This window comes from Geomonas oryzae (genome assembly GCF_004117875.1).
Lineage (GTDB): Bacteria > Desulfobacterota > Desulfuromonadia > Geobacterales > Geobacteraceae > Geomonas > Geomonas oryzae.
The window spans coordinates 93,513-109,881 of sequence record NZ_RAHW01000002.1; the positions used below are offsets into that span (position 1 = coordinate 93,513).

General features: G+C 67.2%; 3 protein-coding genes. All 3 read left to right on the forward strand.

What is annotated here, in order from left to right; translation table 11 throughout:
- Nucleotides 1-28: 28 nt before the first annotated feature.
- From D6Z24_RS05205 to D6Z24_RS05215, 3 genes are read left to right on the forward strand one after another with little or no spacing between them, the layout of a single operon-like run.
- Nucleotides 29-1,642, forward strand: a complete 1,614-nt coding sequence (locus tag D6Z24_RS05205) for a PfaD family polyunsaturated fatty acid/polyketide biosynthesis protein (protein WP_129125508.1) — start codon at nt 29-31, stop codon at nt 1,640-1,642.
- The gene (locus D6Z24_RS05210; RefSeq protein ID WP_129125509.1) at nt 1,639-9,039 is read left to right on the forward strand and encodes a type I polyketide synthase; all 7,401 of its coding nucleotides are present in this window, start codon (nt 1,639-1,641) and stop codon (nt 9,037-9,039) included. Before D6Z24_RS05205 ends, D6Z24_RS05210 begins: the two co-directional genes overlap by 4 nt.
- 2 nt (nt 9,040-9,041) lie before the next feature.
- Nucleotides 9,042-16,208 carry a beta-ketoacyl synthase N-terminal-like domain-containing protein gene (locus D6Z24_RS05215; RefSeq protein WP_129125510.1) on the forward strand — a complete coding sequence of 2,389 codons (7,167 nt, stop codon included), beginning with the start codon at nt 9,042-9,044 and terminating at the stop codon, nt 16,206-16,208.
- Nucleotides 16,209-16,369 lie beyond the last annotated feature (161 nt).

A 16,369-nucleotide genomic window follows, 5' to 3' on the forward strand; every position in this document is an offset into this window, starting at 1 on the left:
TGATTCGCTGGCAACAGGAGAATCCCGTTTGGATCTTTTTTCACTTCAGGGCGATGCAAGCGTTCGCTCTGCCAGACCCGACAGTTTCGAGCCTGACGCTATGAGCCTCAACGACGCGCTTCGTGAGATACGCCATCCCCTGTACCTGCAGAAGAAAGACGGTCGCCTCGTCCCAAACCTTGGGAGTGCCGAGGGACTGACTTCCTTCGCCGGATACGCCCCCGCGTGCCTCCCGGAAAACCTGGGCGACCCGTCCTTTTGCCGTGAGCTCGGCATCCGCTACCCATACCTGGGCGGCTCCATGGCCAAAGGGATCAGTTCCGCCGCCATGGCCGAAGAACTTGGGCGCGCCGGCATGCTCGGCTTCTTCGGCGCAGCCGGACTCCCGATAGCGAAGGTCGCCGAAACGGCCGACCGCCTGAAGGCTTCCTTGGGCGACATCCCGTACGGCTTCAACCTGATCCATTCCCCGCACGAGCCCGAACTCGAGAAGGAACTGGCCGAGCTATACATCCAAAAGGGTGTCCGCATCATCGAGGCGTCGGCGTTCCTCGGCCTCACGCTCCCCCTGGTTCGCTACCGCCTGCACGGCATCCATCGCGCCGCGGACGGAAGCATCGTCACGCCGAACCGGATCATCGCCAAGGTTTCGCGCGAGGAGCTCGCCGCCAAGTTCTTCGCCCCCGCCCCGGAAAAGCTCCTGCGCGCGCTGGTGGAGAACGGCTCCATCACGCCCGAGCAAGCCGAGCTCGCCGCCCATGTCCCCCTGGCCCAGGACGTGACCGCCGAGGCGGATTCCGGCGGGCATACCGACAACCGCCCCGCCATGGCGCTCTTCCCGACCATCCTCTCGCTCGCCGCGCGCCTGGAGCGCCAGTACGGCTACGACTGCCGCCTGCGCGTCGGTCTCGGCGGCGGCATCTCGACCCCGGCGTCCTGCGCTGCAGCATTCGCCATGGGAGCAGCCTACGTCATGACCGGTTCCGTCAACCAGGCCTGCGTCGAGTCCGGCACCTCCGATACCGTGCGCGCCCTTCTGGCAGGCACCCGCCAGGCCGACGTCACCATGGCCCCAGCCGCCGACATGTTCGAGATGGGGGTCACCGTTCAGGTCCTCAAACGCGGCACCATGTTCCCGATGCGGGCCGCGAAACTCTACGAGATCTACCGCGCCTACGGCAGCCTCGAGGAGATCCCGGCGCCAGAGCGCGAGAAGCTGGAAAAGACCATGTTCCTCGCGCCGCTCGAGGAGATCTGGCGCGGCACCCGGGACTACTTCCTGAAGCGCGACCCGTCCCAGGTCGAGCGCAGCGAGCGCGATCCCAAGCACAAGATGGCGCTCGTCTTCCGCTGGTACCTCGGCATGGGCGCCCACTGGGCGAAGGACGGCGTGGAAAACCGCAAGATGGACTACCAGGTATGGTGCGGCCCCGCGATGGGGGCCTTCAACGAATGGACCGCGGGCACCTTCCTGGAGACGCCCGCCGAGCGCAGGATCGTCACCGTAGCGCTCAACATCCTGCACGGTGCGGCGCACCTTACCCGTGCCAACTTCCTGCGCGCCCAGGGGATCGAGCTCAAACAGGAAGAGATCGCACCGCAACCTCTCGATATCGCACAAATCAAGGAGTACCTTTGTTGAAAACTGATGATCTGAAGCCCGCCACTTCCAGCAACGGAAATCAGCTTGCCATCATAGGCATCGGTTGCCTCTTCCCGCAGGCCGGTGACAAGGACGCCTACTGGGCGAACATCACCGACGGGGTCGACGCGATCACCGAAGTCCCCCCCACGCACTGGCCGGTGGACGCCTATTTCGACGAGGACCAGAAGAGCCCGGACCGCACCTACGGCCGTCGCGGCGGGTTCCTTTCTCCGGTCGATTTCAACCCGATGGAGTTCAACATCCCTCCGAACGTGCTCGAGGCGATCGACACCTCGCAGCTTCTGGGTCTCATCGCCGCAGGCCAGGCGCTCAAAGACGCGGGTTACGGCCCCGAGCGTACCTGGGACAAGAGCAACGTTTCCGTCATCCTCGGGGTCACCGGCACGCTGGAACTGGTCATCCCGCTGGGAGCGCGCCTCGGGCACCCGATCTGGCGCTCCGCCCTCAAGGACGCGGGTGTCGACGAGGATACCGCCAAGGACGTGGTCGAGCGCATCTCCGACTCCTACGTCTCCTGGCAGGAAAACTCCTTCCCGGGGCTTCTCGGCAACGTCGTCGCGGGCAGGATCAGCAAACAGTACGACCTGGGCGGGACCAACTGCGTCGTCGACGCCGCCTGCGCCAGCTCCTTCAGCGCCCTGCATCTCGCCTCCATGGAGCTCAATTCCGGCAAATCCGACATCGTCGTGACCGGTGGCATCGACACCTTCAACGACATCTTCATGTACATGTGCTTCAGCAAGACCCCCGCACTCTCCCCAAGCGGCAACGCGAAGCCTTTCGACGTCTCGGCGGACGGGACCATCCTCGGCGAAGGGCTCGGGATCGTGGTGCTGAAGCGGCTGGCGGACGCCGAACGCGACGGCGACCGGATCTACGCCGTGGTCCGCGGTGTGGGCTCCTCCAGCGACGGCAAAGGTGACGCGATCTACGCACCGAGCGCGGCCGGGCAGAAGAAGGCTCTCCTCGACGCCTACAAGAACGCCGACGTCACGCCGCAGAGCATCGGCCTTTTGGAAGCGCACGGCACCGGCACCAAGGTCGGCGATGCCGTCGAAGTGAGCGCGCTGCGCGATGTTTACGGCAAGGCCGACGCACCGTGGTGCGCGCTCGGCTCGGTTAAATCGCAGATCGGCCACGCGAAGGCGGCGGCGGGGTCGGCGGGCCTTATCAAGGCCGCCCTCGCGCTGCACAACAAGGTGATTCCGCCCACCATCAAGGTGCAGACCCCGCAGAAAGAAGTGGTCGCGGACAACTCGCCGTTCTACCTCCCGAACAGCAAGCGCCCCTGGTTCCCGCGTCCCGACGTACCGCGCCGGGCGGGCGTTTCCGCCTTCGGCTTCGGCGGATCCAACTTCCACGTCGTACTCGAGGAGTACCGCCCTGAGAAAGAGGCGGCGGACTGGGACGGCCACACCCAGATCATCGCCCTTTGCGGTGCCGACGCGGCAGCCATCTCGGCAAAGCTCGACACCGTCCCGGCAGGGAGCGCGGAAGCCGCTTCGGCCTGGACCGCGGTGCGGGATTTCGCCCTCGCCTCCCGTTCCTCGTTCGACGCCAAGGCCGCCTGCCGCCTCGCGCTCGTCGTGGAACGCGACAGGACGAACCTCTTCTCGCTGGTGAAAAATGCCCGCGCCATGCTGGCAAAGAACGACAAGTCGGCCTGGCAGACACCGGACGGCGCCTACTTCGCCTGCGGCAGCATCCCCGGGAAGCTCGGCGTCCTCTTCCCTGGCCAGGGCTCGCAGTACAACGGCATGCTGAACGACCTCGCCTGCGCCTTCCCGCAGGTGCTCGATGCCGTCGTCGCCGCAGACCAAGGCTTCCTCTCCGACAACGGATCGAGGCTGTCCGATCTCATCTATCCCCCGTCCGCCTACGACCAGGCGACGCGCACGCAGCAGGAAGAGGCGCTTCGCGCAACAGAGGCCGCCCAGCCCGCCATCGGTGCGACGAGCCTCGGTGCGCTCCGCCTGCTCCAGGCCTTCGGCGTCGCCCCGGAAGCGGTCGCCGGTCACAGCTACGGCGAACTGACCGCGCTCTGCGCCGCCGAAAGGCTCGACGAAGGCGCCTTCCACGAACTCTCCCGCCTGCGCGGCAAGCTGATGGGCGCAGGCGACGGGGACAAGGGGAGCATGCTTGCGGTTTCCGCCCCGCTCGCAAAGATTGCCGAAGTGGTTGCAGCCGAAAAGCTCGATCTCGTCATCGCCAACAAGAACGCCCCGACCCAGGCAGTACTCTCCGGTGCCACCGCCGAGATCAAGCGCGCCGTAGCCATCTTCAAGGAGCGCGGGCTCACCTGCAAGGAACTGCCGGTAGCGGCAGCGTTCCACAGTTCGCTCGTCGCCGACGCGGCAAAGCCGTTTTTGGCCGCACTGGAAAAGATCGACATGCCGCAGGGCCGGATCCCGGTCTACGCCAACACCACCGCCGCCCTCTATCCGGCCGACACGGCCCAGGCGAAGGCGCAGCTTGCCGCCCAGCTGGCCAAACCGGTTGAGTTCGTAGCGGAAATCGAGGCCATGTACGCGGCAGGCGTCACCACCTTCGTCGAAGTAGGCCCCGGCAACAGGCTGACCGGTCTCGCCCAGGCGATCCTTTCCGAGCGTCCGCATCTCGCGGTAGCCCTCGACGCCTCTTCCGGCAAGCGTTCCGGCATCGCTGATCTCGCCCGGGTTCTGGCTCAGTTGAGCGTGCTCGGTTACGGCGTCAACCTCGCCCTCTGGGACGAAGGCCATCGTCCTGCCCTAGCAACGGGAAAGAAACCTGCCCTCAGCATCCCGATCAGCGGCGCGAACTACGTGAAACCGAAGCAGAAGAAACCGCCGGTTCCGCCCAAGCCCGTCGCGGCGCCCGTTGCTACTGTGCAGGCAGCCCCAGCAAGCACAAGCCAGGTCGCCGCTCCGGTTCAGCATGCGGCGCAGCGTCCCCAGGCGTCCCAGCAGGTTGCGGCGCCGTCAGCGCCCGTGGCGCAGCCGACCTTTGCGCCCGTGCAGGCGGCAGGCCAGGAGTCGCTCAGCGAATCGTTGCGTCTGGCGCGTGAAGGGATGGCAGTACTGCAGAAGATGCAGGAAGACACCGCCCAATTGCACCGTCGTTTCCTCGAAGGGCAGGAAGTCGCCGCCAAGACCTTCCAGGCGCTTCTCGAACAGCAACAGCAGCTCGTCATGGGCGGCATGAGAGCCCCTGCGGCGACCGTCGCGCCTCAAGTTGCGCCCGCGGCACCGGTACAAGCCGCAGCGTTTGTCGCGCCCGCACCCGCCTATACTCCGGCAGCCGTGCCGTCGGTACCTGTCACAGCACCGGCAGCACCGGCAGCAGTCTCGCAGCCCGCAGCCGCTGTTCAGGCAGCAGCCGTCGTGGCACAGGGCGCACCCGTAGCATCTGCCAAGCCCGCTGCGGACAATGAGCACATCACCCAGGCCCTGCTCGCCGTGATCGCCGAAAAAACCGGCTATCCGGTTGAGATGCTCGAGCTCGACATGGGCATGGATTCCGATCTCGGCATCGACAGCATCAAGCGCGTGGAGATCCTTTCCGCGCTGCAAGAGCGTCTGCCCGGCAGCCCGGTAATCGGCCCCGAGCACTTAGGCACCCTGCGCACCTTGGGGGACATCGCCGGCCACCTCACGGCAGGCTCCGCAGCCGCAGCCCCGGTTGCAGCCCCCGCTGCCACCGCGCCTAGCGCAGCCGCGCCCACCGGGTCCTCCGACGGTGCAGCCAAGGTCACCGAAACCCTTCTCGCGGTGGTGAGCGAAAAAACCGGTTATCCCATGGAGATGCTCGAGCTCGACATGGGCATGGACTCCGACCTCGGCATCGACAGCATCAAGCGCGTCGAGATTCTCTCCACACTACAGGAGCGTCTCCCCGGCGCCCCGGTGATCGGTCCCGAGCATTTAGGCACCCTGCGCACTCTCGGCGACATCGCCGGTCACCTTGCCGCAGGCGCCGTGTCCGCGGCCCCGGTAGCAGTTGCCGCGTCCACCGGGTCCATTGCGTCCGCGACGTCCACGGTGTCCACCGCCAGCTCCGCCCAAATCACCGAGACCCTCCTCGCAGTAGTGAGCGAGAAAACCGGCTACCCTGCCGAAATGCTCGAACTCACCATGGGCATGGATTCCGATCTCGGCATCGACAGCATCAAGCGCGTTGAGATCCTCTCCACGCTGCAGGAGCGTCTCCCCGATTGTCCGACCATCGGTCCCGAGCACCTGGGCACCCTGCGCACCTTGGGCGACATCGCCGGTCACCTCGCCGCAGGCGCCGCTTCAGCCGCCCCGGCAGCAGTCGCCGCGTCCACGGCGTCCGGCGCGTCCACAGGGTCCACGGTGTCCACCGTCAGCGCCGCCCAGATCACCGAGACCCTTCTCGCGGTGGTGAGCGACAAAACCGGCTATCCTGCCGAAATGCTCGAACTCACCATGGGTATGGACTCCGACCTCGGCATCGACAGCATCAAGCGCGTCGAGATCCTCTCCACCCTTCAAGAGCGTCTCCCCGAGTGCCCGACCATCGGTCCCGAGCACTTGGGCACCCTGCGCACCTTGGGCGACATCGCCGGTCACCTCGCCGCAGGCGCCGCAGCTGCCCCGGCAGCAGTCGCCGCGTCCACGACGTCCACGGCGTCCATCGCGTCCACCGGGTCCACGGTGTCCACCATCAGCGCCGCCCAAGTCACCGAAACCCTCCTGGCGGTCGTGAGCGACAAAACCGGCTACCCCGCCGAAATGCTCGAACTCACCATGGGCATGGACTCCGACCTCGGCATCGACAGCATCAAGCGCGTAGAGATCCTGTCCACCCTTCAGGAGCGCCTCCCCGAGTGCCCGACCATCGGCCCCGAGCACCTGGGCACCCTGCGCACCCTGGGCGACATCGCCGATTACCTCGCCGCTCCCGCGAAAGCCGCCGCCCCGGCCGTAGAGCCCGCGACACCCGCCGCAGAAGCAATCCCGGCCCCCGTCGCCGAGCCGGTACAGGCCGCACCGCAAAACATCCAGCGCAGCACCGTCGTCCCCATGCTCCTCACCGAGAACGACGATGCCGACACCATCACACTCGCCAACGACGGCGAAATCTGGGTCACCGACGACGGCTCCGCCTTCGCGGCGGAACTCTGCGGCATCCTGCTCGAGCACGGCTGCTCGGTGCGCAAGGTGAACGCGGCACAGGCAGGCCAGATCGCCCCGGCCGGCAAGCTTTCCGGCCTGGTAATCTGCGCTCCGGTAACCGGCACCGACGACCAGTTCCTGGAAAACGCCTTCCTCCTCGCGAAAGACGCGTCAGCGGCACTCGTCGAGTCCGCCAGCGCCGAAGGCGCCGTCTTCGTCACCGTTTCGCGCCTTGACGGGGCGTTCGGTTTCGGCCCCGCCAAGTCCCTCAAGGACCCGCTCTCCGGCGGCCTCGCCGGCCTCGCCAAGACCGCAGGTTACGAGTGGCCGGAAGTCTCCTGCAAAGCTATCGACCTCGGGGAGTTCGCACATCCCGCCGCTTCGGCCGGCGCCGTCGCCATCGAGATGCTGCGCCGCGGCCCGAACGAGATCGGCCTCACCCCGGAAGGGCGCTTCGCACTGCAGACCACCGTGCTTGAAACGGCTCCCGCGCCGGAAGTCCCCGCGCTGGAAAAAGGCGACGTGGTCGTGATCACCGGCGGCGGACGCGGTGTTACCGCGGTCTCCGCCCTGGCGCTGGCAAACGAGTACCACCCCTTCCTGGTACTTTTGGGCCGCTCGCCCGAACCGCAGGAAGAGCCCTCTTACCTCGCAGGCCTCACCGAGGAGGCGGACATCAAGCGCGCCATCATGCAGAACGCAACCGGCAAGCTGCACCCGCGCGAGATAGAGGAGCGCTACCGCTCCGTGGTGGCCGGCCGCGAGCTGCGCGCCACCCTTGAAAGCATCGCCGCCACCGGCGCCCAGGCCATCTACCGTTCGGTCGACATCCGCGACCAGAGCGCCATGGAACTCCTTCTGGGTGAGGTGCGCCGCGCCCACGGCCCGATCCGCGGCATCGTCCACGGCGCCGGGGTCCTCGCCGACCGCCTCATCGTCGACAAAACGGCCGAACAGTTCGAGCAGGTCTACAGCACCAAGGTGCACGGCCTCCGCTCCCTGCTGCACGCGACCCGCAACGACGAGCTGAAGGTCATCGCCCTCTTCTCCTCCTCCACCGGCCGCTTCGGCCGCGTAGGCCAGGTGGACTACGCGGTCGCCAACGAGGTGCTCAACAAGACCGCCCAGGTCGAGGCGCGTCGCCGCTCCGGCTGCCGCTGCGTCAGCATCAACTGGGGCCCATGGGACGGCGGCATGGTCACCCCTGCCCTCAAAAAGGTGTTCGCTTCGGAAGGGATCGGCGTGATCGGTCTCACCGAGGGTGGCTCGTTCCTGGCCCGCGAGATCGCAGCCGACGACGCGCCGGTGGAAATAGTCGCCATCGCCGAGCTTCCCGAGCAGGCAAGCGTCGCTGCCCCCGCACCGGCCAGGGCGCAGAACCTCTCCGAGGCCTTCGCGCTCACCCTCACCGTGCCCGAGTACCCCTTCCTGCGCTCCCACGTGCTGGACGGCAAGGCGGTCCTCCCCATGGCGGTCATCGTCGAGTGGCTCGCCCACGGCGCGCTGCACGGAAATCCCGGCTTCCGCTTCCACGGTTTCAACGACCTGCGCATCTGCAAAGGGGTCGTCTTCGAGGACAACACCCCCTTCACGGTGAACGTGATGGCCGGGCGCGCCGTGAAACGCGAGTCCTTCTGGCTCGTTCCGGTCGAGCTCTGCAGCCCGGGCGTCAACGGGAAGACCATCCTTCACGCCCGCGCCGAGATCGTACTCGCCACGAAGCACCCGGAGGGGATCCGCTCCATAACCGAGATCCCGAACACCCCCTACCAGCCGCTCGAAGGGGTGATCTACAATAACGAGCGCCTCTTCCACGGCCCCGACCTGCACGGCATCGAGCAGGTGGACGGCTGCTCCGCGAAGGGAATCGCCGCCACGGTGAAGGGCGCCCCGGCACCCGGGAAATGGATCAGGCGACCGCTCAGAAGCGCCTGGATCACCGATCCGCTCGTTCTCGACAGCGCCTTCCAGATGATGATCCTCTGGAGCTTCGAGCGCTTCGGTGCAGGCTCGCTGCCGTGCTTCGCGGCACGCTACCGCCAGTTCCAGGAATCCTTCCCGCGCGAAGGGGTGCAGGCGGTGATCCGCGTAACGCAGGAGAGCGCGCACGGCGCCAGCGCCGACATGGAGTTCCTCGACCGCGCCAGCGGCAAACTCGTTGCGCGTCTCGAAGGTTATGAGTGCGTCATCGATCCGTCCCTCAAACAGGCCTTCCAGCGCAACAAGCTGCGCACCGTGACGGTCGTGGGGGCGGCATAGGCATGAAGCAGCAGTCCCCATCCGTAGCAATCGTCGGCCTCGGCGGGATCTTTCCCGACGCGCCGGAACTGACCGTCTTTTGGGAGAACATCCGCAACGGTAAAAGCGCCGCCCGTGAGGTCCCGCAGGGGCGCTGGGCCGTCTCCGCCGATACCGCCTTCCACCCGGAGGCCGGTAAGCCGGACCACGTCTATTCCAGGCGCGGTTGCTTCATCGAGGCGATCCCCTCCGTTTCCGAGCTTTCGGGCCTGCAGTTGGACCCGAAGCTCGCCGACGGGCTTGATCCCGCCTGCCACCTCCTGCTGAACGCCGGCAAAAGGGCCTTCGACAGCGCGGTAACCGCTAAACTCGACCGTTCCCGCATCGGCGTCATCATCGGCAACCTTGCCCTGCCGAGCGAATCGTCGGCGCAGCTCTCCCGCGCCCTCCTCGGGCGCTCCTTCAAGGAAAAGCTCCTGGGGCACGCCGGAAGCGACCCGATCCCCAATCCCCTTAACCGCTACGTCGCAGGTCTTCCCGCCGGGCTTCTCGCCTCCGCTCTAGGCCTTGGCGGCGGCTGCTGCACCCTGGATGCCGCCTGCGCCTCGTCGCTCTACGCCATCAAGCTCGCCTGCGACGAACTCCTTGCCGGGCGCGCCGACGCCATGCTCACCGGCGGTCTCTCCCGGCCCGATCCCCTCTTCACCCAGATGGGCTTCTCGCAGTTGCGCGCCCTCTCGCGCCGCGGCATCTGCTCGCCGTTCGACGCCTCCGGCGACGGCCTGGTCGTCGGTGAGGGTGCCGGCATCTTCGTCCTGAAGCGCCTCGACGACGCCATAGCCCAAGGTGACAGGATCTACGGCGTCATCAGGGGGATCGGCCTTTCCAACGACGTGGGGGGAAGCCTGCTCGCCCCTATGGCGGACGGCCAGTTGCGCGCCATGCGTGCGGCCTACGTGAAGGCCGGCTGGAACCCGCAGGACGTCGACCTGATCGAGTGCCACGCCACCGGCACCCCGGTCGGGGACGCGACCGAAGTCGCGAGCCTCAGGGAGCTCTGGGGCGAGGTCCCGGGCAAGCCGTGCGTGATAGGGTCGGTCAAGTCGAACATAGGGCACCTGCTCACCGCCGCCGGTTCCGCAGCGCTCACCAAGGTGCTTCTCGCCATGAACGAGGAGACGCTCCCTCCGACCGCCAACTTCAGCCAGGCGCCCGAAACCTTCCGGCTCGAGGAAAGCCCGTTCCGCGTCCTGACCCAGGCCAAGCCATGGAAGAGGCGCGCCGACGGCGTACCGCGCCGCGCCGCGGTCTCCGCTTTCGGCTTCGGCGGCATCAACGCCCACCTCCTCGTCGAGGAATGGCTCCCGGAAGCAAAAGCCGCGACAGCCGCGCCTTCGAAGCAGGTTGGAGCGGTGGCAGTGGTCGGCCTCGACGCCCGCTTCGGCAAGTGGCAGGACCTCACCTCCTTCCGTACCCGCGTCCTCGGCGGCGACGAGGGGGCGAAGCCTTCCCGTCCCACCGACTGGTGGGGCGCCGATAAGTGCGCCTGGTTCGACCGTGAAAAGTTCAAGGAGACCCCGTTCACCGGCTACTTCCTGGACGAGTTCTCCCAGGGAACGGACCAGTTCCGCATCCCGCCGCGCGAGCTCGAGGAGATGCTCCCGCAGCAGCTTCTCATGCTGCAATCTGCTGCCGCCGCGATGAAGGATGCGGGACTCGACAACAGCGACAACCTGCGCGCCGGCGTCTTCGTCGGCATCGCCCTCGACCTGAACAGCACCAACTTCGCCTTCCGCTGGTCCATCGCGGAGAAGGCACGTGAATGGGCGAAGGGGCTTGGCCTGGAACTTTCCGACGCCGAGCTTGAGGCGTGGATCGCCGAGCTGCGCGAAGAGAGCGGGCCGGCCCTGACAGCGAACCGCACCATGGGCGCCCTCGGGAGCGTGGTGGCGAGCCGCGTCGCGCGCGAGTTCCGCTGCGGCGGCCCAAGCTTCACCATGTCGAGCGAGGAAAGCTCGGGCCTGCGCGCCCTGGAGACCGCGGTGCGCCAACTGCAGTCCGAAGAGATCGACCGGGCCATCGTTGGTGCAGTAGACCTCGCGGGCGACCTGAGGGCGGTCATCGCGCAGCACCTGAACCGCCCGTACTCCGCCTTCGGGAGCGCCACCCCGTTCGACCAGTCCGCCGACGGCACCGTCATCGGCGAAGGGGCGGCCACCGTGGTCCTCAAGCGACTCGAGGACGCGGAGCGCGACGGCGACCGCATCTACGCCGTAATCGAGGGGATCGGCGCCGCCAGCGGCGAAGTGATCCTCCCCGGCGCGGACGCCTACCGCCACGCCCTGGAGCGTGCCTACGGCGAAGCAGGGTTGACGCAGCAGAGCGTCGACTTCATCGAGGCCCACGGCAGCGGCTACGCCGGTGAAGACCGCATGGAAGCGGCAGCCCTGAGCGCTTTCTTCGACGAGCCCGGTGCCGTGGCCAAGCCGCGCCGTCTCGCCGTTGCGAGCGTCAAGGGGGACATCGGCCACACCGGCGCCGCCTCCGGCCTTGCCTCGCTCGTGCGCGGCTGCCTGGCTCTCTACCAGGAGATCATCCCCGGTGCCCGTACGGGCGAACGCCCGCTCGACGCCGTCTCCGGCTCAGGCGCCCTCTTCCTACCCGCCGGGTCGCGCTACTGGCTCAGAAACCGCAGCGAAGGCGCACGCCACGCGGGCGTCAGCGTCTTCGGGGTGGACGGCAGCGTGAGCCACGTGGTGCTGAAGGGTTACGAGAAGGTTCCGGAACGCGCCGCACAGGAACGCGTGGCGCCGCTTGGCGCATGGGACGAGTTCCTCTTCTGCCTCACCGGTTCCGACCGTCAGGAACTCTCCGAGAGGCTGCGGCAGTTGCGTGAAGCAGCGGAGGCAAAGCCCGCCCCGGACCTCGCCGTCCTCTCCCGGAAGACCTGCTCCGACGCCAAGGAAGGCGCCGAGGCGCCACTTGCCGTGGCGCTCGTGGCACGCAGCGCCTCCGAACTGGCATCGCTTTGCCTGCAGGGGGAGCGTTTGCTTCAAGAAGACGCAGCTTACGCCGACGCGGTGCTGCACCCGTCGCTGCGCGACCGGCTCTTCTTCAGCGCGGACCCGATGGGCGCCGCAGCGAAGATCGGCTTCGTCTATCCCGGTTCCGGGAACCATTTCATCGGCATGGGGATGGAGCTCTCGGCGCGCTGGCCTGAGATCTACCGGCGCCAGGACGCGGAAAACCTCTACCTGCGCGACCAGTTCCAGCCCGAGCATTTCTGGAACGGCGCTTCGCTGGAGAGCGTCAATGAAAACCACCTCGCCGTCATCTTCGGCCAGGTTGCGACCGGATGCGCCGTTACCGACGTGGTGCAGCGCTTCGGTATCAACCCGAACGCGGTGATCAGCTACAGCCTGGGCGAATCGGCCGGTCTCTTCGGCACCCGGACCTGGACCGAGCGCGACCTCATGCTCACCCGGATGAAGGCATCGACCCTCTTCACCCGTGACCTCGCCGGAGAATGCCGCGCCGCACGCAAGGCGTGGGGCGAGCCCGAAGGGAAGGAGATCAACTGGTGCATCGGCGTCGTCGACGCACCGGAGCGCGAGGTACGCCGCGCGCTGAAGAAGACCTCCCGCGTCTACCTTCTCATCGTGAACACGCCGGACGAGTGCGTCATCGGCGGCGACGTGAAGTGGGTGAAACACCTGGTCGCCATGCTGGACTGCCGTTTCTTCCCGCTGCAGGGAGTTACCACGGTCCACTGCGAGGTGGCGCGCGAGGTCGCCAACGCCTACCGCGACCTGCACGTCTTCAACACCAACCCGCCCGCTGGGGTCACCTTCTACAGCGGCGCCGCCGGTAGTGCCTACCAGGTGAACCGCCGCAGCGCCGCCGAATCGATCCTTTCCCAGGCGGTCGAGGGGATCGACTACCCGAAGGTGATCGAAGCGGCCTACGCCGAAGGGGTGCGCTACTTCATCGAGATGGGGCCGGGCGCATCCTGCAGCCGCATGATCGGACGCATACTCGGGAACCGCCCCCACGTGGCCCGCTCCGTCTGCCAGCCCGGCACCGACGCCAACTCGGCACTTTTGAGGCTCCTGGCGCAGTTGACCGCCGAGAGGGTGCCGGTCGACCTGGAACCGCTCTTCGCCGCGACCGCGATATCGACCGTCCTGCCGTCCGCAGCGAAGAAAGGCCTGCGCTTCACCACCGGCGGAACCCCGTTCGCCCCGACCGCTCCGCAAACTGTGCGACCGGCGCAGCCGGAGCCGGCGCCTGCCGCCGCGCCGTCCAGAGCCGCGCTTGGTTCGAGTGCCGCGCCTGCCGCAAAAGAACCGGCTGCGGTTCACGCCTCGGGCACGGCGACACAGATAAGGCAAGGCGCAGATGCGCCGGTACTTACCCGGCAAAATCCTGTTACGTCACATGTGTTTGCACAACCCGCACCTGCAGCGCCGACCGCTTCACATGCGGCCCAGGCACCGGCAATGGAGTCGCAGATGAAGCAGCCGGAAGCTCAAGCAAGGCCCACCGCAGCGCCCCTTGAACCCGAAATCGGGCAGGTTACCGAACCGCTGCTGCGTCAGTTCGCCCAGACGCAGGACGCGAGCCGTCAGGCCCACGAGGCCTACCTGCGCATTGCCGACGATCTGAACCGTTCCATCGCGCAGACCCTCGCGCTGCAGATCTCGCTCCAGCAACAGATGCTCGCGGCGGGGATTCCGGTCGAAGAGGCGACACACGCAGCAGCGCCGGGCTCGCTGACGCAAGGACTCGCGGCTCAGCCGTCCGCCTCCCCTATCCCTGCACCCGCCCCCTACCCCGGCGCCCTCCCCGCACTGTACGATTACGACGCGTGCCTCGAGTTCGCGATAGGTTCCGCCGCCAAGATGCTCGGCCCGGAGTTCACCGAAATCGACAGCTACCCGACCAGGGTAAGGCTGCCGGACGTGCCGCTGCAGCTCGTGCACCGCATCGTCGCCCTCGAGGGGGAGCCGAAATCGATGACGCACGGCCGCGTGGTCACCCAGCACGACGTGCATCCCGGGGCCTGGTACCTGGACGGCGGCCGCATCCCGACCTGCATCGCCGTCGAAGCGGGCCAGGCGGACCTGTTCCTTTCCGGCTACCTCGGCATCGACTTCATCACCAAGGGACTCGCCGTCTACCGGCTCCTCGACGCCGTGGTGACCTTCCACCGCGAGCTTCCGGCTCCGGGCGAGACCATCAACTACGACATCCGCATCGAGCGCTTTTTCAGGCAGGGAGAGACCTACCTGTTCCGTTTCCACTTCGAGGCGACGGTGAACGGAGAGCCGCTTCTCTCCATGCGCAACGGCTGCGCCGGGTTCTTCTCCCAGGAGGAGCTCGACGCCGGCAAGGGGATCGTGCGCGGCGCGATCGACCTGCGCCCGCGCACCGGAAAGCTCCCGGCGGACTGGCGCTACCTGGTGCCGATGCAGCCCGCTTCCTTCAGCGCGGCGCACCTCTCTGCCCTCAGGCGCGGCGACCTCGCCGGCTGCTTCGGCCCGCTCTTCGCCGGTCTGCCGATCAAGCGCCCGCTCACCATCCCGGGGGGACGCATGGAGCTCGTGCATCGCGTCACCGAGCTTTCCCCGGACGGCGGGCGCTGCGGGCTCGGCTTCATCAGGGCCGAGGCGGACATCCACCCGGACGACTGGTTCATCACCTGCCATTTCGTCGACGACCGCGTCATGCCCGGCACGCTCATGTACGAGTGCTGCATGCACACGCTGCGCATCTTCCTGCTCCGCCTCGGCTGGGTCGCCGAGTCCGACGGCGCCGCGTGGCAGCCGGTCCCCGGCGTGGCAAGCCAGCTCTGCTGCCGCGGACAGGTGCTCGAGACGACCAAGGTGGTCACCTACGAAGTGACGGTACGGGAACTCGGCTACCGCCCCGAGCCATACGCCATCGTTGACGCGCTCATGTACGCCGACGGCAAGCCGATCGTGGAGATCACCAACATGTCGGCCCGCCTGACCGGGACCGATCAGCAGACGCTGCAGCGTCTCTGGCAAGGTGCAGCTCCCGCCGCGGCGCTCCAGGCGGCCCAACCTGCGGCGGATTACGACCGCAAACCCGCGATTTACACCAAAGAGCAGATCCTCGCCTACAGTAACGGAAAGCCGTCCGAGGGGTTCGGCGACCGCTACAAGGTGTTCGACAGTGAGAGAAAGATCGCCCGTCTGCCGGGCCCTCCCTTCCAGTTCATGGACCGGGTCACCGCCGTCGCGGGCGAGCCGTGGGTGATGGCGCCGGGGGCCATGGCCGAGGCGCAGTACGACATACCGGTGGATGAGTGGTACTTCGCTGCAGACCGCCAGCCGCGCATGCCTTTCTGCGTGCTGCTCGAGGCCGCGCTGCAGCCCTGCGGCTGGCTCGCCGCCTACGTGGGCTCCGCGCTCATGAGCCCGACCGACATCTCCTTCAGGAACCTTGGCGGCACCGCGGTGCAGCACCGTCCGGTCACCCCGCAAAGCGGCACCCTGACCGCCACCGCGAAGCTCACCAAGGCGGCCACCTCGGGGGGCATGATCATCCAGGAGTTCGACTTCTCGGTATCCGACCGCCAAGGCGTCATCTACGAGGGGGAGACCATGTTCGGGTTCTTCGCCAAGGAAGCGCTGGCGAACCAGGTCGGGATACGCGAAGCCGCACCGTACCAGCCCACCGCAGCCGAGGTGTCGCGCGGGCGTTCGCTCCCCTACCCCGAGTCCCATCCCTTCCCGGAGAAGTCGCTCCGCATGATCGACCGGATCGAGCTGTACGTGGCCGACGGCGGCCCCGCCGGGCTTGGCTACCTGAAGGGGACCAAGCGGGTGGTCGCCGAGGACTGGTACTTCAAGGCGCATTTCTACGAAGACCCGGTCACGCCTGGGTCGCTGGGGCTCGAGTCGTTCCTGCAGCTCGTCAAGTTCGCCGCCGTGCAGCGCTGGGGATGGCACCAGGGGGACACCCTCGCCGCCGTGGCTCTCGGGCACAAGCACCGCTGGCTTTACCGCGGCCAGGTGGTGCCGACCGACAAGGAAGTCACCGTGCTGGCCTGGATCACCGCCGTCGACGAAGAAAGGCGCATCCTGACCGCCGCCGGTTACCTCTACGTGGACGGCAGGGCCATCTACCAGATGGAGGATTTCACCGTCCAAGTGACGGCTTAACCTCCGTCCAACGCCCCCTCTCCCTCCGGGAGAGGGTCGGGGTGAGGGCGCTGCTGTCTGCAATTTGTCACTTCGTGGCAACGCCCTCACCCGCCCTTCGGGCACCCTCTCCCGGGGGGAGAGGGTAGTGGGATCTCCAGTAGATAGAGATGGAGAGAAGA

Excerpts from the sequence above, each read along its gene's own strand:
- D6Z24_RS05215 (WP_129125510.1), top strand. The coding sequence starts at position 9,042 with ATGAAGCAGCAGTCCCCATCCGTAGCAATCGTCGGCCTCGGCGGGATC.